This window comes from Sulfurihydrogenibium sp. YO3AOP1, from assembly GCF_000020325.1.
Lineage (GTDB): Bacteria > Aquificota > Aquificia > Aquificales > Hydrogenothermaceae > Sulfurihydrogenibium.
In genome coordinates, this window is the sequence record NC_010730.1 from 1,619,672 (window position 1) to 1,639,810 (window position 20,139).

Annotated in this window: 19 protein-coding genes; 6 read left to right on the forward strand and 13 right to left on the reverse strand. The window is 32.4% G+C overall.

Annotation, left to right across the window (positions count from 1 at the left end):
• Positions 1–79: 79 nt before the first annotated feature.
• From SYO3AOP1_RS08040 to SYO3AOP1_RS08085, 10 genes are all read right to left on the reverse strand, one after another.
• The gene (locus SYO3AOP1_RS08040) at positions 80–2,371 is read right to left on the reverse strand and encodes an endonuclease MutS2 (protein WP_012460222.1); all 2,292 of its coding nucleotides are present in this window, start codon (positions 2,369–2,371) and stop codon (positions 80–82) included.
• Entirely contained in the window at positions 2,368–2,742 is a 375-nt protein-coding gene (locus tag SYO3AOP1_RS08045; protein WP_012460223.1) for an HI0074 family nucleotidyltransferase substrate-binding subunit, read from the reverse strand. The genes SYO3AOP1_RS08040 and SYO3AOP1_RS08045 overlap by 4 nt, the downstream gene beginning before the upstream one ends.
• On the reverse strand, positions 2,739–3,047 hold the full coding sequence (locus SYO3AOP1_RS08050; protein WP_012460224.1) for a nucleotidyltransferase domain-containing protein: 309 nt from the start codon (positions 3,045–3,047) through the stop codon (positions 2,739–2,741). The genes SYO3AOP1_RS08045 and SYO3AOP1_RS08050 overlap by 4 nt, the downstream gene beginning before the upstream one ends.
• A complete protein-coding gene (gene lpxD, locus SYO3AOP1_RS08055; protein ID WP_012460225.1) occupies positions 3,048–4,028 on the reverse strand; it encodes a UDP-3-O-(3-hydroxymyristoyl)glucosamine N-acyltransferase in 981 nt (326 codons plus the stop codon).
• 47 nt (positions 4,029–4,075) lie between these two features.
• Complete coding sequence (locus tag SYO3AOP1_RS08060) at positions 4,076–5,011, reverse strand: Rpn family recombination-promoting nuclease/putative transposase (RefSeq protein WP_012460226.1); 936 nt, start codon at positions 5,009–5,011, stop codon at positions 4,076–4,078.
• 10 nt (positions 5,012–5,021) lie between these two features.
• A complete protein-coding gene (locus SYO3AOP1_RS08065) occupies positions 5,022–5,519 on the reverse strand; it encodes an OmpH family outer membrane protein (RefSeq protein ID WP_012460227.1) in 498 nt (165 codons plus the stop codon).
• 245 nt (positions 5,520–5,764) lie between these two features.
• Positions 5,765–8,125: an outer membrane protein assembly factor BamA gene (gene bamA / locus SYO3AOP1_RS08070; RefSeq protein ID WP_012460228.1), complete on the reverse strand. Its 2,361-nt coding sequence runs from the start codon at positions 8,123–8,125 to the stop codon at positions 5,765–5,767.
• Between the two features lie 5 nt (positions 8,126–8,130).
• The gene (locus tag SYO3AOP1_RS08075) at positions 8,131–10,575 is read right to left on the reverse strand and encodes an ATP-dependent Clp protease ATP-binding subunit (protein ID WP_012460229.1); all 2,445 of its coding nucleotides are present in this window, start codon (positions 10,573–10,575) and stop codon (positions 8,131–8,133) included.
• Between the two features lie 46 nt (positions 10,576–10,621).
• Positions 10,622–11,293 (reverse strand): ABC transporter ATP-binding protein, encoded by a 672-nt coding sequence (locus SYO3AOP1_RS08080; RefSeq protein WP_012460230.1) that lies wholly within the window; start codon positions 11,291–11,293, stop codon positions 10,622–10,624.
• A complete protein-coding gene (locus SYO3AOP1_RS08085; RefSeq protein ID WP_012460231.1) occupies positions 11,286–12,491 on the reverse strand; it encodes an ABC transporter permease in 1,206 nt (401 codons plus the stop codon). The genes SYO3AOP1_RS08080 and SYO3AOP1_RS08085 overlap by 8 nt, the downstream gene beginning before the upstream one ends.
• Before the next feature lie 59 nt (positions 12,492–12,550).
• Between SYO3AOP1_RS08085 and purT the strand changes: the two genes are divergently transcribed.
• The 6 genes from purT to SYO3AOP1_RS08110 all read left to right on the forward strand — a co-directional run bounded on the left by purT (position 12,551) and on the right by SYO3AOP1_RS08110 (position 16,344).
• Positions 12,551–13,729, forward strand: a complete 1,179-nt coding sequence (gene purT / locus SYO3AOP1_RS08090) for a formate-dependent phosphoribosylglycinamide formyltransferase (RefSeq protein ID WP_012460232.1) — start codon at positions 12,551–12,553, stop codon at positions 13,727–13,729.
• A gap of 319 nt (positions 13,730–14,048) precedes the next feature.
• Positions 14,049–14,606 carry a c-type cytochrome gene (locus SYO3AOP1_RS08095; protein WP_012460233.1) on the forward strand — a complete coding sequence of 186 codons (558 nt, stop codon included), beginning with the start codon at positions 14,049–14,051 and terminating at the stop codon, positions 14,604–14,606.
• Positions 14,607–14,621: 15 nt separating this feature from the next.
• A complete protein-coding gene (locus SYO3AOP1_RS09795; protein WP_012460234.1) occupies positions 14,622–14,744 on the forward strand; it encodes a hypothetical protein in 123 nt (40 codons plus the stop codon).
• A 344-nt stretch (positions 14,745–15,088) separates the two neighbouring features.
• The gene (locus tag SYO3AOP1_RS08100; protein ID WP_012460235.1) at positions 15,089–15,337 is read left to right on the forward strand and encodes a hypothetical protein; all 249 of its coding nucleotides are present in this window, start codon (positions 15,089–15,091) and stop codon (positions 15,335–15,337) included.
• Entirely contained in the window at positions 15,330–16,136 is an 807-nt protein-coding gene (gene dapB, locus SYO3AOP1_RS08105) for a 4-hydroxy-tetrahydrodipicolinate reductase (RefSeq protein ID WP_012460236.1), read from the forward strand. The genes SYO3AOP1_RS08100 and dapB overlap by 8 nt, the downstream gene beginning before the upstream one ends.
• Complete coding sequence (locus SYO3AOP1_RS08110; protein WP_012460237.1) at positions 16,129–16,344, forward strand: AtpZ/AtpI family protein; 216 nt, start codon at positions 16,129–16,131, stop codon at positions 16,342–16,344. The genes dapB and SYO3AOP1_RS08110 overlap by 8 nt, the downstream gene beginning before the upstream one ends.
• A 405-nt stretch (positions 16,345–16,749) precedes the next feature.
• On the opposite strand, the gene SYO3AOP1_RS08115 is transcribed toward SYO3AOP1_RS08110, so the two are convergent.
• The 3 genes from SYO3AOP1_RS08115 to SYO3AOP1_RS08125 are packed head-to-tail and all read right to left on the reverse strand — an operon-like array spanning position 16,750 to position 20,090.
• Positions 16,750–17,046, reverse strand: coding sequence for an Lrp/AsnC ligand binding domain-containing protein (locus SYO3AOP1_RS08115; RefSeq protein WP_012460238.1), 297 nt, complete (start codon positions 17,044–17,046; stop codon positions 16,750–16,752).
• Between the two features lie 13 nt (positions 17,047–17,059).
• Positions 17,060–18,406, reverse strand: a complete 1,347-nt coding sequence (gene hslU, locus SYO3AOP1_RS08120) for an ATP-dependent protease ATPase subunit HslU (RefSeq protein WP_012460239.1) — start codon at positions 18,404–18,406, stop codon at positions 17,060–17,062.
• Positions 18,407–18,416: 10 nt separating this feature from the next.
• The gene (locus tag SYO3AOP1_RS08125; protein ID WP_012460240.1) at positions 18,417–20,090 is read right to left on the reverse strand and encodes an IS200/IS605 family accessory protein TnpB-related protein; all 1,674 of its coding nucleotides are present in this window, start codon (positions 20,088–20,090) and stop codon (positions 18,417–18,419) included.
• Between the last annotated feature and the right edge of the window lie 49 nt (positions 20,091–20,139).

Consider the following 20,139-nt stretch of genomic DNA (forward strand, 5'->3'; position numbering starts at 1 on the left):
TATCATTCAACCTTTTGTTTGTCATCCTGAGAAGGTATATTACTTTATAATAAATCAAAAAATCAAAAATTCTATCTATCTACTCTTCAAATCTAACTATGGTTACTCCAAGACCGCCTTCGTGATATGGTGCATCTTCGTATTTTAGCTTAAAAGGAAGTTTGTCTAAGTACTCTCTTACTGCATTTCTTAAAACGCCTGCCCCATAGCCATGGATTATTTTAAAGGTAGTATAACCTTCAAGTATTACTTTATCGATGTACTTTTCTAACTCTTTTATAGCCTCTTCTTTTGTCTTGCCAATTAGATTGATAGATGGGGTTATATCTGTTTTTGATTTGGTTATTTTAAAGGTTGTCTTTTCTTCTTTAGGCTGTCTTTTTTCTAGCTGATTTAAAGGTAGCCATATTTTTATCCCACCGAAGTTTACATTAGCTTTATCTTCTCTGATGGCAATAACCGTTCCTTCCTGAGTTTTTCCTTTTATTCTTACAACATCACCTTCTTTAATCTCTTCTGCCTTAATTTCTTCTTCTGTTTTTATATTGATGTTTTTCTTTTCTTTGACAAATTTTTCTAACGGTGCTCCTGATTGCCTTTCTTTTACTTCTTTTAAGACTTCATAGCCTTCCTGTCTTATTTTTTCAACAAAATCTTGAATTTCTTTTAAGCTCTCTTTCCATTTTTCTTTTTTGTCTTTTTCAAGCTGTTTTGCTAAGTTTTCGTATTTTGCTTTTTCTAATTCTAATTGCTGTTTTAACTGGTTTATCTCTTTAATTTTTTCTTCATATTCTGATATTAACGCTGAAAATTTAGATGCTAATTCTTCAAAATTTAGTAAATCCTTAGATATTAAAGATTTAGCTTTTTCTATGATTTCTTTTTGTAAATTTAGCTTTTGGGCTATGTAAAACGCCATGCTTTCGCCTACTGCATTGTAATAAATTTTATAAGTTGGTGTTAAGGTCTCTTTGTCAAATCCAACTGCTGCTATCTTAAAGTAATCGTTGTTTAATACGTAAGCTTTTATTTTCTTTAAGTGTGTAGTGGCTATTACTCTTATGTTTTTTTCTTTTACATAGTCTAAAATTGCTATACCAATAGCTGATGCAAAATCTGGGTCTGTTCCTGGTATAAGCTCGTCAAATAGCAAAAGAGAGTTTTTATTTGCTAAATCTAACATCTCTCTTATGTTTTTAATATGTGCTGAGTATGTAGATAGATTTTCCTCTATACTTTGATAGTCTCCAATGTCTATAAATATTCCGTTAAAGATTGGAATTTTACTTCCTTCATCAACAGGTATGGCTATGGCTGATTGAAAAATTAAAGACAAAAGTCCTGCTGTTTTTAGTGCTACCGTCTTTCCGCCTGTATTTGGTCCTGTAATTACCAATCCTCTCTTTTCGTCAAGTAAGATATCTATTGGAATAAATGGCTTTTCTTTAAGTAAAAAGATAGGATGTTTTGCATTATAAAGCTGATATGATTCTCCTATCTGTGGAAATCTGCAGTTAAAAGCTTTTGAAAATTTAGCTTTTGTGTAGAGAATGTCAAACTCAATCAAAGCATCAAAAGAGTTTGAAATAAAGTTAATTTTTGTTCTAATTATGTCTGTTAAGAATCTCAGTATTTTTCTAATTTCTAAGTTTTCTTGGAGTTTTAAATCTGTGAGTTTGTTGTTCAGCGGTACTACTTCAAATGGTTCTACATAGACTGTATTTCCTGAAGAAGACCTGTCTTGAATGATGCCCTTTATTCTATGGGAAAAGTTATACTTTACAGGAATGACAAATCTATCTCTTCTTAAGGTGATAAGCTTTTCTTGAATTGCGTCTTGGTAGTTTGGATTGTTCAAGATTTTTTCAAGCTGATTGTTTATAAGCTTTTCAACTTCTTTAATCTCTTTTCTAATCCTTGCTAAATCTTTACTTGCACTGTCTTTTACAGCAAAGTCTGAGTCTATGCTGTCTGTGATAAACTTTTCAAGCTCTCTAAGTGGAGTAAGATTTTGAAACAGCTTTTTAAGATGGTTTAGAGTATGGTTTGATAAAAAAGATTTTACATTCTTGACTACTCGTAAAATTTCTCCGATTTCAAAAATCTCTTTAGGAGACAAAATACTATCTTCAACCTTTGCAAGGTTTATTGCTTGGGTAATGTCAGGAAATTCTGAAAGTGGGAAATATCCTTCTTTTAAAAAGATGGATTCAAACTCAGATGCTTTTGCTATTTCTCTCTCTAAAAACTCTCTGTTTGTAATAGGTTTTAGATTGTTTATCTTATTTTTCGTTATCTCGTTATGGGTATAGCTTGAAAGCAGGTTTAAAAACTTTCTATACTCTAAACTTTCTAAATCTCTTTCTCTCATTCTCTCATCTTATTATAAAGTGTTTTTAGATATAACAATACTTTTGGAAGCTCTTCATAAACTTCATCTGCCATATACTCGCTGTATATGTAAGCCGTGCTATTACGTAAATCTACTATTTTTAGCCAATAATCATCGTATTCAATCAGTCCTTGGGTAAATGCTTCTCTTATACAGCCTTTTGGAGATTTACAAATAATGCCGTATTTTTCTTCTAAATAAGTCTTTAAAGTCTTCCATGCTATATCAAAAGCTATCTCAAATCTTTTTATTGCCGAGTCTCTGTTTATTTCTAATTTTTCTAAGCTTAGAACTTCTTCTAACTTTAATAAAATTTTTTCTAAATCTATTGTAAGTTTTTCTAACTTCATGGGTATAAATACTCTACAAATTGCTTTGCTACTTTTTTAAAATCATCGTCAACTTCGTTAAAATCAACGAAATCTATTTTATATAAAGTTGGCAGATTTTCAAGCTCTTCTTGAATTTCAAGTTTTATGTGAGATGGAATTTTTGGTCCCTCTACTGCTAAATCTATGTCAGACCTTTCATCTGAATTTCCTTTTACCCTTGAACCAAAGAAAAAAACTTTATACCTACTTAAATCTAAATGTTTACTCAAAATTCTCAAAATATCTTCTTTTAGTTTTTCTTCCGAGTAATGCTCTAATTTCATTTATTTCTCAAGTTTTTTCAAAATCTCTGGAAGTTTTGGAAGGATTGCAATAACTCTTTTCCATTTTTTCCACTCTATCGCATTTATAGAACTTCCGTATATGCCGTTTGGTGGTAAATCGCTACCTACACCGGATTTTGCAGTCACTATAACATTATCTCCAATGGTAATATGGTCTGCAACACCTACCTGACCGGCAAGAATTACATTATTCCCAATCTTAGAACTTCCGGCAATTCCAACCTGCGAGACTAAAATCGTATTTTGACCTACTTTACAGTTATGACCTATCATCACAAGATTGTCTATTTTTGTGCCTTTCTTTATGACTGTTTCATCCAACATAGCCCTATCTATTGTAGTATTTGCTCCAATCTCTACATCATCTTCAATGATGACTTTTCCTATATGTTTTATCTTTTTATGCTTTCCATCCTCTTGATAGTATCCAAAACCATCTGCGGCAATTACGCTGTTTGCATGAATTATCACGTTGTTTCCGATAGCTGTGTCTTTATAAATTACAACGTTTGGGTATAAAATACAGTTGTCCCCTATCTGAGTATTTTCTCCGATATAACAAAAAGGATGTATTATACAATTCTTTCCAATCTTAACATTGTCTTTTATGACCACATACTCATGTATTTGACTGCTTTTCTCAATTTCAACATTTTTACCAACAATAGCTAAATTAGAGATAAAACCTTCTTTTTTCTCATCCGGATAAAAAATATCGATAAGCTTATAAAATGCTATATTCGGTTTATCAACAACTATCTGCGGAATGTTTAACTCTGGTATAAAAGAGCCAACAATAACAGCACCGGCTTTTATTTTATCTAAATCTTTTTTGTTCTTTAAAAATGTAATATCATCTTCTGCTGCAGTTTCAATGCTTTTTAGATTTTTAATCTCTTTGTCTTGTGTAAAGTTTTCAAGCTTTCCATTTAAAAGCCTTGCTATTTCTGAGATTTTCATACTTTACCTTACTCCTTAAAAATGTGTGGATATTTTATCAGCACTTATTACTTTCTCAACAACTCTTCTAAACTATTAGCCAAAATAGCTTTTGTAAATAGTTTATCTAATTCTTCTAAATCGTTAATGTCTGAAATTAATTTTCCTACATTTTCAGGAACATTACCGAATCTAACCTTGATTAGCTTTATAATATCTTCTTGTTTTGCCTTTATTAACCCTTGTTGTAAACCTTGCTGTAAACCTTGTTGCAATCCTTCCATTTTCCATTTTTCTGTTAATGTCGTCATCTCTTTTTCACCTCCCAAGATTTCCTTTAATACATTTTCAACTTCTTGTGGGTTGTTTACAACTGAAATATAATCTAAAATGATAAAAACACAACCATCTTGATAGTGTTCAAAAACCTTCTTTAAGATATGTTTATACTTTTTTAAATCTTCAAAAATATGCTTCATCGTAAGAAGTGCTGACGCTGTACAAAAATCTACGTAGAGCTTGTTTATCATCTCTTCATCAGCTACCTTTGAAAGGTCTATTAAGTGATAGTTAAGTTTGTTTGAAAATCTTTCTATAATTTCTGAGTTAGTCTTTGGTAGTGTGGTTGGTATATTCCATTTTCTTTTACCATGATACAAGACAATGTTAATTATTGGTAGATACTCTTTATACTCTCCTGTTTCTTCCCATAATATCCCATTGTAGTATAAAAGCTGACTTGGTAGGTTTTTATCTATGTATGATTTGTGTTCAAAAATGATTCTTAAAAAGCTTTTTTCGTTTTCTATTTTGCATTCATACAAAAGGTCAAGAAGTGATTTTCCAATCTTCTGTGAGTATTTTTCACTGTTTAATAATCTTATACTTTCTAAGTCTATCTTTTGAGATAGCTCTGAATAAAATATATCAAGCAGGCTTTTAACTCTCTTTGGCTCAGAAAATATCTGTTTAAAAAATTGGTCGTGAGGTTGTAAGTCATTCATAGCTAATAATTTACTTATTATATTCTTTAAGCACTTCGTCTGTAATGTCTAATTTTTTATCTGCATAGAGTACACCGCTGATTAAACCGCCGTAAAGAATTAAATCAAGATTTTTATCTTTTGCTATTTTTTGCGCTATTGCTTTTATGTCGCTTACCATTTTCTTTTCTGCTTCTGCTTTCATTTTTGCAAGCTCTTCATTTGCCTGGATTTCAAGATTTTGAAGTTGTCTTGCTGTTTCTCTAAGTTCCTTCATCTTATCTTCTTTAGCTTTTTGATTTAAAGCTGAAGAGTTTAGCTGGCTTTGTAAAGATGCAATTTTGTTTTGTAGTTCTTTTGCTTTATTTTGATAGTATTTTAACTTTGCATCCAACTCTGCTTTATACTTTTTTCCTTTTGCAGATTGATTCATCACTTTTTCCATATCAACATAAGCAACATTTGTTGCATTTGAGTATCCAAAAGCTAAAAATAATAAAGTTAAAACTGTTAAAAATTTTTTAATCATATCTCCTCCTTATTAATGTACCAAATTTTAACTAAGTTTAAAAATGTTCGTCATCTGCAACTACAATTAAGAATCTCTGCCTTCATGCTCATACTCTGCCATTCTGAAGTCAGTGAAGAATCTTCTTTCTTTCTCTCTCACTTATTCACTTTCTCACTTTTTAAAGAAGAGATCCTTCGGACTTACGTCCTCAGGATGACAATCAAGGAAAAGCTTACAAAAATTTTTACAACACTCTCTCTTCATTAAAAGAATGTACCTAAAATAAATCCAAACCTTGAGCTGCTTATACCGGATGGTGGATTTAAAACTTTACCATAATAAAGTTCTATTGGTGCAAATGGAGTAATGATTTTTAAGCCCACACCTGTGGAGTAATACATGTTAGAAAATGGATTGCCTTTGTCATAGCCTTTACCTTGGTCTAAAAATACATATCCCCATAAAAATCTTTCTACAATTGGATGTGCTAACTGGTAATTTAAAATAATTTCTCTTTTAGCCCCAGCCGGGTCTTTGTTTTCATCCAATGGACCGGCTCTACCCCATTCAAAACCTCTAATTGTAAAATCGCCACCTACAAAGAAAAGCTGGTCAAGTGGTATCGTTTTAGATATCTTTTCTACAAATCCAAATGTACCTTTGACAGAGAATAAAAAGTCTGTATAGAAAATCTTATCTGGAATAATTTTTGAAGCACTAAAAACTGCTTTATAAAAATCTCTTGTTCCAGTACCGGCAGAAAGTGTCAATGTTATATCACTTCCTCTTGTTGGAAGAATAGGATTGTCTATTGAGTTTCTGTTTATAAACCAGTAGGTTGAGTATAAATCATACTTTCCGACTTGTTTTTTAATGTATGTTGATGCAGTATCTAAAACATCTTTGTACTCGCCTTTTTCTAAGGTTAAACCAACGCCTGTTCTCCAAAACTCTTTAAATTCATAAGATAAGGTAGGAGAAAATCCTCTTTTTGTAGAGATGAACGTTGTATAGTCTACATATGAATCATATAAGTTTAATCCAAGGTCTAACGGCTTATAAAACGCCCATTTATGTAGATAGTTTAGAGAGTTATTTCTGTATTTTGAACCAACTGTTAATGATAACCCTGCAGTATCGCCGGTACCTAAGAAGTTTCCTTTTCTAATTGATGCAAAGAATGATAAGCTTGTTTGTTGGCTGTATCCTGCACCTATAGACATTTGACCTGTAAATCTTTCATTTACTTTTGTCTCTAAATCCATCTCATTGTCAGACTTTACCTGTGGGTCAAACCCAATCATATCGTAATAACCAAGTCTGTATAATCTTGCTTGAGACCTTAAAAGTTTGTCTTTTTTAAATACATCTCCAGGTGCCAATCTAAGTTCTCTTCTGATAGTGGAGTCTCTTGATTCATAATTACCAGAGATTTTGATTTTATCAACATAATAAATATTTCCTTTGTTTATGTTAAAAACTACATCAACCTGTTTTTTCTCTTTATCTACAATTTTGTTTACTTCAACGTTAGCAAATATATAGCCAAGGTCGTTATAATTATCTAAAATATGCTTCTTAATAAACTCAACTTTCTCAGAGTTGTAATACTCACCGGGCTTGATGCTTTTTCTATCTGGTAGGTCTAATAATTCCTTGGTGGTGAATAAGTCATTGTTTTCAACCTTAACAGACCCTACTTTATATCTTTCTCCTTCGTCTATTTTTATTGTGATGATGTATTTTTTCCCATCTACTAATGTAATTTCAGGCTCTGATACTTGTACATCTAAAAAACCTTTACTAATGTACAAGTCTTTTATTCTGTCTATATCCTCATAAAGAGTCTCTTTTATTAAAGCTGGATGCAGCTTAAGTTTTAATATATTTCTTTCAGATGTTTCCATGACAGAAAGAATTTCTTTTGTTTTAACGTTTTTATTTCCTACTATATTTATTTTTTCAACGTAAGCCTTAGTTCCTTCTTCTATTTTAAAAACTAAGGTGTTTCCTTTGTAGTAGTAAGATATCTTTGGACTGTAATAACCCTTCTTTTCATAAAGTTTTTCAATCTTTTTTATCATCTGCCCTATTTCATCGTTAGATAAAACTCTACCAAGTCCTTTTTTTATCGATGAAAGCTTTTCTTGTAGCTCTGGTCCCAGAGTTGAAAACGGTAAAGGTCTGCCAGATTCTAATTTTTCTGTTAAATCAAGACCAAGTTCTTTGATCAAATCATCTTTTGAAACTGCCTTATTTCCTTCAAAATCAATTCTTTGAACAACTGGCAGCTCTGTGAAAACAAAGGTTATATCAATTCCGTTTTCGGTGTATCTTGTATATGCTTCAACATTTTGAAAGTATCCAAGCTTATAAAGGTCTCTTATTGTGCTTTCTATTTTATCCCGTGTGACTATAGCACCCTTTCCAAATGGAATTAAAGGTTTAATTATCTCTTCATTGAAAAATTTTAGACCTTTAATTTCTATTTTTTCTATTTTATAAACCTTGAATGCTTCTTCTTGTAAGGATGGTGTTTTGACCTGTGGGGTTATTGTTTCTAGCTCTGCTGCGTCTGAGAGGTAAGATAATGAAAGTAAGGCGGCGGCTGAAAGCGCCGCCACTTTTTTTATGCTGTCTGAAGTTCTTTTTTCTTTTTGGATTTTTTCTTCTGTTTTACAGGATTTAAAACTACTTTGCCATCTTTCATACCAACTTCTACTACTGAGCCAGGGTGTAGTTTTCCTGCTAAAATCTCCTCTGCTAATAAGTCTTCCACTTGTGATTGTAAAGCTCTTTTGATACTTCTTGCTCCATACTCTGGTTTGAATTCCTTCTCTATTAAGTACTCTACAAACTCTGGAGAGAGTTTCACTTCTATTTCCCATTCTTTTAACCTTTCGTTTATCTCTTTAATTTGCTTATCTATTATACCTTGAATTACAGATTTGTCTAATGGTTTAAATACTATGATTTCGTCAAGTCTATTTATAAACTCTGGGTTAAATGCTTTCTTAACTTGTTCTAAAACGTTTTTCTTTAAGTCTTTATAGTCTAGCATTGAAGATTTTGTTTCAAATCCCATTTTACCACTTTCCAAAATCATTCTTGCACCAAGGTTAGATGTCATAATAATGATAGTGTTGCTAAAATCAACCACCCTGCCAAGAGAGTCTGTTAGCCTTCCATCGTCAAATATCTGTAAGAATATATTAAATACATCCGGATGAGCTTTTTCTATCTCATCAAAAAGAATGACAGAGTATGGTTTTCTTCTTACCGCTTCAGTAAGCTGACCTCCTTCTTCATAACCTACGTATCCCGGAGGTGCACCGATAAGTCTTGATACTGTATGTTTTTCCATATATTCACTCATATCAAATCTTATTAAAGCATCTTCTCTACCAAACAAATATTCAGCTAAAGCTTTTGCTGTTTCTGTTTTTCCAACACCTGTTGGCCCTAAGAATAAGAATACTCCGATAGGTCTATGTCTACCTTTTAAGCCAACGCTGTTTCTTCTTATAGCTTTTGCTATAGCCGTAATTGCTTCATCTTGTCCAACAACTCTCTTATGTAATTCTTCTTCTATATGCAGAAGTTTTTCTTTATCAGTTTCTGTTAGTCTTGCAACTGGAATACCTGTCCATCTTGCTATAACTTCTGCGATATCTCTAACAGTAACCTTAGGTTTGGTTTCCTTTTGCTCTTCTTTCCATTTAAGTTTAAGTGTCTCAAATTTAGCTCTTAATTTAACCTCTTCATCTCTTAGCTTTGATGCTTTATCAAAATCTTCTTCTTTTATAGCTTTTGTCTTTTCGTCTTCTATCTTTTTTATTTCTTCTTCCAATTGTTTAAGGTCTTGTGGCAATTCAAGCTCTCTTAATCTTACTAACGCTCCTGCTTCATCCAATAAGTCTATAGCTTTGTCTGGCAAGTATCTGTCAGGTATGTATTTAACAGAATACTCAACAGCTTTTTCTATTGCTTCTTTTGTGTATTCAACGTTATGAAATTCTTCAAACTTATGCTTTAAACCTTCTAAAATCAATATTGTATTTTCTGGAGTTGGTGGGTCTACAATGACCGGCTGGAATCTTCTTTCTAATGCTCCGTCTTTTTCTATATACTTTCTGTATTCATCTAAAGTTGTAGCACCTATTACTTGAACCTCACCTCTTGCCAACGCTGGTTTTAACATGTTGGAAGCATCAAGAGAACCTTCAGCTGAACCTGCTCCAACCATTGTGTGAAGCTCATCTATAAATAGTATAATGTTAGGTGTTTTTTCTAACTCTTTTAAAATTGTTTTTAGTCTTTCTTCAAACTGTCCTCTGTATTTTGTGCCTGCTACTAAGGATGCTAAATCTAAAGCTATTATTCTTTTGTTCCAGAGAATTTCTGGTGCTTTTTTGCTTACTATCCTTTGTGCTAATCCTTCTACGATTGCGGTTTTTCCAACCCCAGGTTCACCTATCAAAACAGGATTGTTTTTTCTTCTTCTTGAAAGTATTTGAATAACTCTCTCTATTTCTCTATCTCTACCAATTACTGGGTCAAGCTTTCCTTCTTTTGCAAGTGCAGTAAGGTCTCTTCCGTATCTATCTAAGTTTGGTGTAGGTATTTGTTTTACCTGCTCTTGTGGTGGTATTTCACCTAAAACTGACAATATTTCTCTTCTTACCGAATACTCATCAATTCCAAAGCCTCTTAACACCCTTCCACCAAGCCCGGACTTTTCTCTAACAACCCCAATTAACAAATGTTCTGGACCAACAAATGGATGGTGTAAAATTCTTGCTTCTTCTACTGCATACTCTAATATTCTTTTAGCGTCCGGAGAAAATAGTATCTCTCCTGTATGTGTACCTCTTGGAATTTGAGAAAGTAAAGTTTTCTTTACCTTTTCCGGGGAAAGACCAAATTTAGATAATACTAAAACTACAATATCATCTTCATCAATCAACCCTAAGAGAAGATGTTCACTTCCTAAGTAGTTATTTTTGTATTTTAACGCATGCTCCCTTGCTGTTAATATTACTTTTCTTGCCTTTTCTGTAAATTTTTCAAACATCGCTTTTTACCTCGTTTTTATTTATGCCTTTTAAATTTATGCAAATTTATATTTTTTCAATTCTTTCAATCATACCATCTTTTATATGGTAAATATAATCACAATATTTTGCTATTTCAACATCATGGGTTGCGATGATAACAGTCATATCAAAACTCTCATTTAGCTCTTTGATTAACATTATAACATTCTTAGCATTTTGAGAATCGAGATTGCCTGTTGGCTCATCTGCTATCAAAACCTTTGGATTGTTGATTATAGCTCTTGCAATAGCCACTCTCTGCTGTTCTCCGCCTGAAAGCTGAGAAGGTTTATGATTTATTCTATCTTTTAGATTTAGTTTTGTCAGTATATCTACCGCTTTACTTTCTGCATTTTTATCTCCTGCTAAATAAGCCGGCAAAGAGACATTTTCTAAAGCAGTAAACTCCGGAAGTAAATAATGAAACTGAAAAACAAAGCCAATGTTTTTATTTCTAAATTCTGCAAGCTGTTTATCTTTTAGATTTGTAATATCTACACTGTCAATCTCAACTTTTCCCTCTGTTGGATAATCTATACCACCAAGTATGTGCAACAGCGTACTTTTTCCCGACCCGGATGGCCCTATTATTGCAACCATTGAACCTTTTTCTATGTTTAGAGAAATACCTCTTAAAGCTAAAACCCTATCGCCGTTTGTCTGATAAATCTTTTTAATATTTTCTGCCTTAATCATATCTTAAAACCTCAGCAGGCACTTCCTTAGATGCAGAAATAGCCGGAAATAAAGAAGATAAAAAGCATATAAGCATAGAAGATAAAGCAATTATAAAGACTTCTAAAATTGAAATCTTCATTGGAAGATAATTTATTAAATAAACCTCCGGATTTAGTTTTACTAAATGGAATGTATCACCTATGTATACTACGGATAAACCAATAATAAGACCCAGAGATGTTCCAATAAATCCTATTATCAAGCCTTGTGAAATAAATATCTTTTTTATAAAATTGCTGTCTGCTCCGATGGTTTTTAAGATCGCAATTTCTTTTCTTTTTTCCCTGCTTTTTGTTGCTATTAAGCTTGAAATGTTAAAAGATGCAACAACTACAATTAAAGCTATCACAAGAAACATTGCAAACTTTTCAAGCTGTAGAGCTTGGAATAAGCTTTTATTCATATCAGTCCATGACCTGACGATGTAAGGAAAATCTAATCTTTTTTCTAATTTTTCTTTTACTATGCTTGGATTAAATGGGTCTTTAATTTTTAGCTGAATACCTGTTATTGCACCGTTTAAATCAAAAAAGCTTTGAGCATTTTCTAAACTCATACATACAAACGTTGAGTCATACTCATAAATACCAAATTCAACAATTCCTGCTACCTTAAACTCTTTAAGCTTTGGTAAAAAGCCAATGGGCGTTTTTCTTCCAACCGGAGACACGATATTTACGCTATCTCCAACCCAAACATTCAAAGCAAGAGCAACATCCTTACCAAGAATAATGTTATCATCTGTTAAATCATACCTACCAGAAATCAATTTTTTATCAAGAGCCATAAAATTCTTATCTTTTTCTGAAATCACGCCTCTTACATATACAGGAATTAGATTGGAAGATTTTCCGGCTATAGCTTGAGAATAAACAAAAGGTTCATAATCAATAACACCTTCAACATCTTTTATTTTTTGTACTACTTCTTGATACTCTTGGAATTTACCGTCGGCTTTTACTATCATAATGTGTGGTGCAGTCTCAAGAAGTTTAGACTTTATTCCATACATAAAACCACCCATCACAGCCATAGTTATGATTAAAGCAGCAACTCCAAGAGTTATTCCGATGATAGAAATAATAGACATAAAAGATAAAAGTTTAGATTTTGTAGAAAACAAATATCTTAGTGCTATCTTCAGATAAAGCGGCATACAGCTCCTTAATGTTAAAATATTTTTTATATCAAAAAATTATAGCATAGGAGAAAGTCATGATTATAGGTACTCCTTTATCTTCAAATGCTACAAAAATTTTACTTCTTGGAAGCGGTGAGCTTGGAAAAGAGTTTGTCATTGAAGCTATGAGACTCGGTATAGAAGTTATAGCTGTAGATAGTTATCAAAACGCACCAGCTCAACAAATAGCCCATAGATACTATGTTATTGATATGAAAAATGGTGATTTAATAAAAGATATAGCATACAGAGAAAAACCAGATTTTATCGTTCCAGAGATTGAAGCAATAGACACAGATGCCTTGATAGAGTTAGAGAAAAAAGGATTTAGTATAGTTCCTTGTGCTAATGCAGTAAAACATACAATGAACAGAATAAGCATAAGAAGACTTGCTGCTGAAAAAGTGGGCTTAAAAACTTCTAAATATGCTTTTGCATCAGATATAGAAACATACAGACAAAAAGTAAAAGAGATTGGACTACCGTGTGTAGTTAAACCCATTATGAGTTCATCAGGGAAGGGGCAATCAATTGTTAGAAGCTTGGATGAGATTGACAGAGCATGGTATTATGCACAAGAAAATGCAAGAGGAAAAAGTGGCGAAGTAATCATTGAAGAATTTATCAATTTTGATTATGAAATAACTCTTTTAACTGTCAGAACAAAAAATCAAGGAACATTATTTTGCGAGCCGATAGGACACATGCAAGTTGATGGAGATTACTGGGAAAGTTGGCAACCACATCCAATGAGTCAAACAGCTTTAAACAAAGCAAAAGAGATTGCTAAAAAAATAACAGATGAGCTTGGTGGTTATGGAATTTTTGGATGTGAGATGTTTGTAAAAGAAGATGAGGTTTGGTTTAACGAAATATCACCAAGACCACATGATACTGGAATGGTGACCATGATAACTCAAAATATGTCAGAGTTTGAGATTCATTTAAGAGCTATACTTGGACTGCCGATAGATATAAAACTCCTATCCCCAGGAGCTTCTTACTGTTTCCATGCATCTGATTATGGCGTAGCTCCAAAGTATAAAGGACTTGAAGAGGCTTTAAGCATTCCAGGAACTAAAGTTAGAATTTTTGGAAAGCCTACCACAAGACCAAAAAGAAGAATGGGCGTTGCTTTAGCAGTAGGAGAAAATATAGAAGATGCAAGGAAAAAAGCAAAACTTGCAGCTGAAAGTATGAAAGTAATTTTATAGTGAGACTGTTCTAAAATTTTTGTAAGCTGTGAAAGGTGTATGCAAAATGTATCTTTGCTCGTCATTTCTGAGGACTTTAGTATGAAGGATTTCTTCTTTTAAAAGTTAGAAAGGAAGAAGATTTTTCGCTTCGCTCAGAATGGCACCATAGGGAAATAAAGAAGGAGATTCTTTTATTATTCTCAAAATGATGAAGGTTAATTAATTTTTAGACTTAGTTAAAATTTTAAATCACTCTCATTTTATAGTTGATAAAATTATTAAAAAGTATTATTATTATTCTATAAAAGTTTGGATAAAGTTTGGAGGAAAAAAATAAATGAAAAAATCAAAGTTATTAATGGCAGCTTTATTATCCTCGGCAATAGTATTAACATCTTGCCAAAAGAAAGAAGAGGCTCCAGCAACTGGAGAAGCACAACCTGCTCCTCAACAACAAGCACAGCAACCACAACAACCTGCACAACAAGAACAGCAATCACAACAAGCTACAGAAACTAAGCAAGAAGTAAAAGAAGAAGCTAAGTCACAAGAACAAAAACCAGAGGAGAAAAAAGTAGAGAAAAAGCAAGAGTCAGCTAAACCTAAGGAAGAAGCTAAACAACAAACAGCTAAAGTAGACGGTGAAGCAATATTTAAATCTAAAGGCTGTACTGCATGCCATCAACCAAACGCAGATACTGTTGGACCAGGATTAAACAAAATTGCATCTGCATATAAAGGAAATAAAGATGGGTTAGTTAAATTCTTAAACGGTGAAGGAAAAGCAATTGTAGACCCTGCAAAAGAAGCTGTAATGAAACCAAATTTAGAAATTACAAAGAAATTATCTAAGGAAGAAAAAGGAGCATTAGCCGAATTTATTTTAAAACACTAATAGGAGGTGTGAATCATGGAAATGACATTTGGTGGAATTCCAAGTGCAGAAGTTATTTTATTAGTTTTAATGTTAACTCAGTTGGTTTTCTTATGGGGTTCTATAATGTATAAAATGGGTACAAAAGAAGAAAAATAAGCAAATTTTAGGCTTCATTCCCAATCTCTTGAGTTAAAAGAGGTTGGGAGGTTAATTTTAATTAATTGATTATAACTAATTCGGAACACATTGGACTAGAAATTATAATTTTTATGGAATATAGATAATGGGATCCTTCGGACTTACGTCCTCAGGATGACAAAAAGTGGAAAAAGGCCAATTCATAAATTGCTCGTAGACATCGTGCATTAATGGTTGCATTATATGTAATTCTGCAGCCGACGAGGAATTTTATACTTTTACCCAATTTCTCATCTGATGTATTTATTATGTTGAAATTTGACTGAGTTATAACATTTAAAAATATAAGGAGAATATTTATTATGGAAAAAAAAGCTTACGCATTTGTTTTTGCAGGATTTTTTATAACGGACCAAGATCCACAGGATGTCTTTAATGAAAACATTACAGCTCAAGACATGGAAGAAATTGAAAATCTTATAAAAACAAAGCTATTTAAACCCGGTGTAGATGTAGCTTTAGCACCATCAATAGTTCCACCACATCAAGCCAATGAATTGTTAAATGAATTTTCAAAAGTAATATTTGGTCAAGGAGAGGTAAATGGTTAATATAGCAATCTCTGGTATTATGGGAAGGATGGGAAGAAAGATTGCAGAATTGGCTTCAGAGGATAAAGATGTAAATATCGTTGCAGGTATAGAGAATCCCGATTGTGCCCACTTGCATTCAACAGTCGGCGAAATAATCAACAAGGATGTAAAAGCTCCTGTTGTTTCTGATGTTTCTCAAGTAATTGATGCTTTTGATGTTTTGATTGATTTTGCAAACAATACTGAGGCTGTTTTAGGGCATTTAAGAATTTTAGCAGCAGATAAGAACAAAAAATATGCAGTAATAGGAACAACAGGATTTAATGAAAAAGAATTGGAAGAAATAAAACAGCTTTCTCAAGATATGCCAATTGTTTTAGCTCCCAATATGAGCATAGGTGTGAATTTATTATTTAAACTTGTAGAACAAGCAGCTAAAACATTAAGAGATAAAGGTTTTGATATTGAAGTTATAGAGATGCATCATAGATATAAAAAAGATGCCCCATCTGGCACAGCGGTTAAGATTGTGGATATTTTAAAGAAAGCAACAGGAATAGAAAAAGTAGTTTATGGTAGGCAAGGTTTGACAGGTGAAAGAAGTAATAAAGAGATTGGAGTGTTTGCTCTTAGAGGTGGTGATGTTGTAGGCGAACATACAGTTATCTTTGCTACAATGGGTGAGAGAATAGAATTAACTCATAGAGCTACTTCAAGAGACATATTTGCTAAAGGTGCATTAGAAGCTGCGAAATGGATTGTAGGCAAGCCAAATGGTCTTTATGATATGCAAGATGTTTTAGGATTAAATGAGTAAAAATTTATCTTTTTTAACAATAGGTTTACATTTAGTTTCTGGTGTAATAGTAGGGGTTGCCATAGGTTATTTTTTAGATAAATATTTTGGTACATCACCTTACCTAACTATAATTTTCTTTTTTCTTGGTCTTATGGCTGGATTTAAAAATATGTACACTGATGCAAAAAAGTATATTGAAAGTGAAGAGAAAGAAAACAGAGAATAAAAAGTATAAAATCGTTGCTAATTAAAGGGTGATGCAAGAAGATTTTTAAGATTTGAAATTGTAAAAGATCATAATATTATTCTGTGTTTGTGAGAATTATTTGATTTTTACTTATTGAGAATGCTTTAAAATTTCAACTAAATCTAAAAATTAATTAACTTTTTGATTGTCATTCTGAGCGAAGCGAAGAATCTCCTTTTTCCTCAATTTTTAAAAGAGGAGATCCTTCGGACTAAAGTCCTCAGGATGACAGTCAAAGGGAAAGTTATATCTACATATACATTCTATAACTTAAAAAATTTTAGAACACCCTCTTGCTTATTTGTCATTCTGCAGCCGAATGAAGAATCTGCTATTTTTATTGAATTTCTCACCTGACGTATTACCTAAGGTTAACTTCTATTACTATAACTTAACTACCATACAAGTTGTAGCTTTTTTAACACCTGGAATTGGGTTGATATCCTTTATAACAATTCTTCCTATTTCGTTTTGGTCTTCACCTACAACATAAACGATTATGTCGTATATGCCGGTTACTACATCTGCGGATTTTACATTTTCTATTGTTGACAATGCTTTTAAAATATTTGGTATTTCTGGTGGATTTGCTTCAATTAAAACATAGGCAGATGCTGCATTTTTTATTTCTATATCTTTTAAAAGCTCTTCAAAAGCTATTGGCATTTCCATTTCTTTCATAATCTCTCTCCTATTATAATATATATCTTGTTAAATCTTCATTTGTAATCACATTACCAAGTTTTTCTCTAACTAATTTACTATCTATCACAATTTTCTGTCCTTTTAAATCTGGTGCATTAAATGAGTAATCTTCCATTATTCTTTCTAATATTGTATGAAGTCTTCTTGCTCCAATGTTTTCTGTTCTTTCGTTTACTTCTTCTGCTATTTGTGCTATTTCTTGAATTGCATCTTCTGTAAATTCAAGTTCAACACCTTCTGTAGACATTAAAGCTATATACTGTTTTATCAATGCATTTTTTGGTTCTGTTAAAATTTTGACAAAATCATCTTTTGTAAGTGCTTTGAGCTCTACTCTTATTGGAAATCTTCCTTGTAATTCTGGAATTAAATCTGAAGGTTTTGCTAAATGAAATGCTCCTGCTGCTATAAATAAAATATGGTCTGTTTTGACTGGTCCGTATTTTGTTGAAACAACAGTTCCTTCTACTATTGGAAGTAAATCTCTTTGCACTCCTTCTCTTGATACATCAGGACCGCTTTTTGATGATCCTCTTGCTGCCACTTTATCAATTTCATCAATAAATACTATTCCTAAGTTTTCTGCTCTTTTTACTGCTAAGGTTTGGACTTCATCCATATCTATAAGTTTTTCTGCTTCTTCGTTTTCTATAATTTTCAACGCTTCCTTGACCGTCAATCTTCTTTTTTTTCTTTTTGATGGTCCTAAATTTGAAAATAATTCTTTTAGCTGGCTTTCAATATCTTCAAGACCCGGAACAACTACACCTCCAACAACCGCTGAGACTTTTTCTTCTACATCTATTTCTACAACTTTATCATCCAATTGACCGTTTTTTAGCATTTCTCTAAATTTTTCTCTTGCCGGCGATTCTTCCTCTTCCTCAATAAGTGTTCCATACCTTTTTGGTTTTTTAGGCACTAAATAGTCTAATATCTTTTCTTCTGCTATAGCTTTTGCCTTTTCTCTTACTTCTTCCATCTTTTCAGCTTTTACCATCTTGAAAGATACGTCAACAAGCTCTCTTATGATAGATTCAACATCTCTTCCAACGTATCCAACTTCTGTAAATTTTGTTGCTTCTACTTTTATAAATGGTGCTTTTACTAAATTTGCCAGTCTCCTTGCAATTTCAGTTTTACCTACTCCTGTAGGTCCTATCATAAGTATATTTTTTGGAATTACTTCATCTCTTAGATCTTCTGGTAATTTTTGCCTTCTCCATCTATTTCTAAGCGCTACTGCAACTGCCTTTTTGGCTTCATACTGACCAACTATGTATTTATTTAGCTCCTCAACTATCTGTTTAGGTGTAAGCTCTTTGTCTATTTCCAATCTGACCTGGTCAACCAAACTGTATAAAACTACAGCTTGGGTTGGGGTATTTGTATTCCGCCATTTCAGACACTTCCGACCCCAACAGGCGGTATTTTGGAAGTGTCATAGTCCCTGTACCAAGTACAGGAGCTAACCTATTAGCCACTACTGTCCAATCCTTTGAAACGATTACACGCTTCAAAGGAGAAAGATCTCTATACGATCTTTCAAAACAGCAGAAGGCTAAGGCTATGGAAAGAACTTGCCAGCTTTTATGTCTACCTGTAAGTAAGCCCCTCACCTGTTCCTTCCATTGGTTGACAGGTTGTTGGGAAGATGACTCGCTCTTTCCACTTTCTAAACGTGAGACGTGAGATGTGAGAAGTGAGACGTGTTGTTGTAGTATTTTTAGGTTTTTTCTTAATTTTGCTAATGTGCTTTTTAGTTTATTTCTCTTGTATTCGTTTTTCTCTTCTTTTAGTTTTTGTTTTAGTTTTTTAATGTTATCTTCAATTTTTGCTATAGTGTATGATAGAAAATCAGTATCATTTAAAAGTTCTTTGTAATTCTTTGGTAATTTCTCTTTAAATCCCAACCCTCTCCTTGCTATTACGTAAGCTCCTGCTATATCTTTATCTATGTTGTATTGTGGCGAGTATTTTAGTTTTCCTATTGCTGATGTATATGCAGGATTGACTTTTCTTATTTCTATCCCGTTTCTTTTTGCTAATATTTCTATTTTGTCTAATAATCTTTTATAGCTCCATTTCTGTAATCTAATTCTTAACTTTGCAAATCCATCTCCTCTTTTACCTTTTGGTAGTTTATTTAAATTTTCGATAGCGATAGCTTTATTCTCTTTTTTTGCTATCTTTATTATCTTGTGTGCTATCTGCCATTCTAAGTATTGTCTTTTTTCTGAGCTAACATCTAATAATTCATTTAAACTAATGCTTTGATATTTCTCTAAATTGCCATCTTTACTTGTAAAAGATAGTGCAAGATGAAATGGATATGCGTTTACATCTATGCCTATAATACCATTGTCTCTTTTGATTGTAATAGGTGGTATTTTCTCTTCTATGGATATAAAAGCGTATATTTTGCTGTTTTTTGTTTTTAATCTAACACTATACGCAAACCATTCATCTGTCTGATATGCATTTTCTAACATAAACACAAAATCTATCCATTTATCTTTTTCCCTTTTAACGCTTCTAATTACTCTTGCGTAGATATATTGTCTATCTCCTGTGTTTATTCTCAAGTAAAGCTCATTATTAATCCGCTGAAATCTTAAATTTAGATTTCCTTGCTTTGATTTATCTCCTCTTGAATATAAATTTCCCTGCCTGCTTTCTTTCCATCTTGCTTTTAACTTTTTTCTTCTTTTTCCTGTTAAATGATTTCTCTTTAATTGCTCAAATAATTTTCTTGAACCAAATATAAGTTTCTTTGGATTTTGATGTCTTTCTTTACATGACGTGATTGTTGACTGTGCTAAAAATATAGCATCATCTGAATATCTTGTGTTTATGTTAAATAGTTTTGATAAATATTTTTTCAAATCTTTTCTTTTCTTGCCTTCTAACAATCTTTGATATGCATATCTCATAGCAGATGAAAATCTACGCATTAAATCTAATACAGCTTTTTTATCTTGCGTATTTTGAAATTCAAGCAGACATTGAAGTGTTATCATTTCTCAATCTCTACCATTTTACTTTACACTTTTTTACAGAAAATAGCAA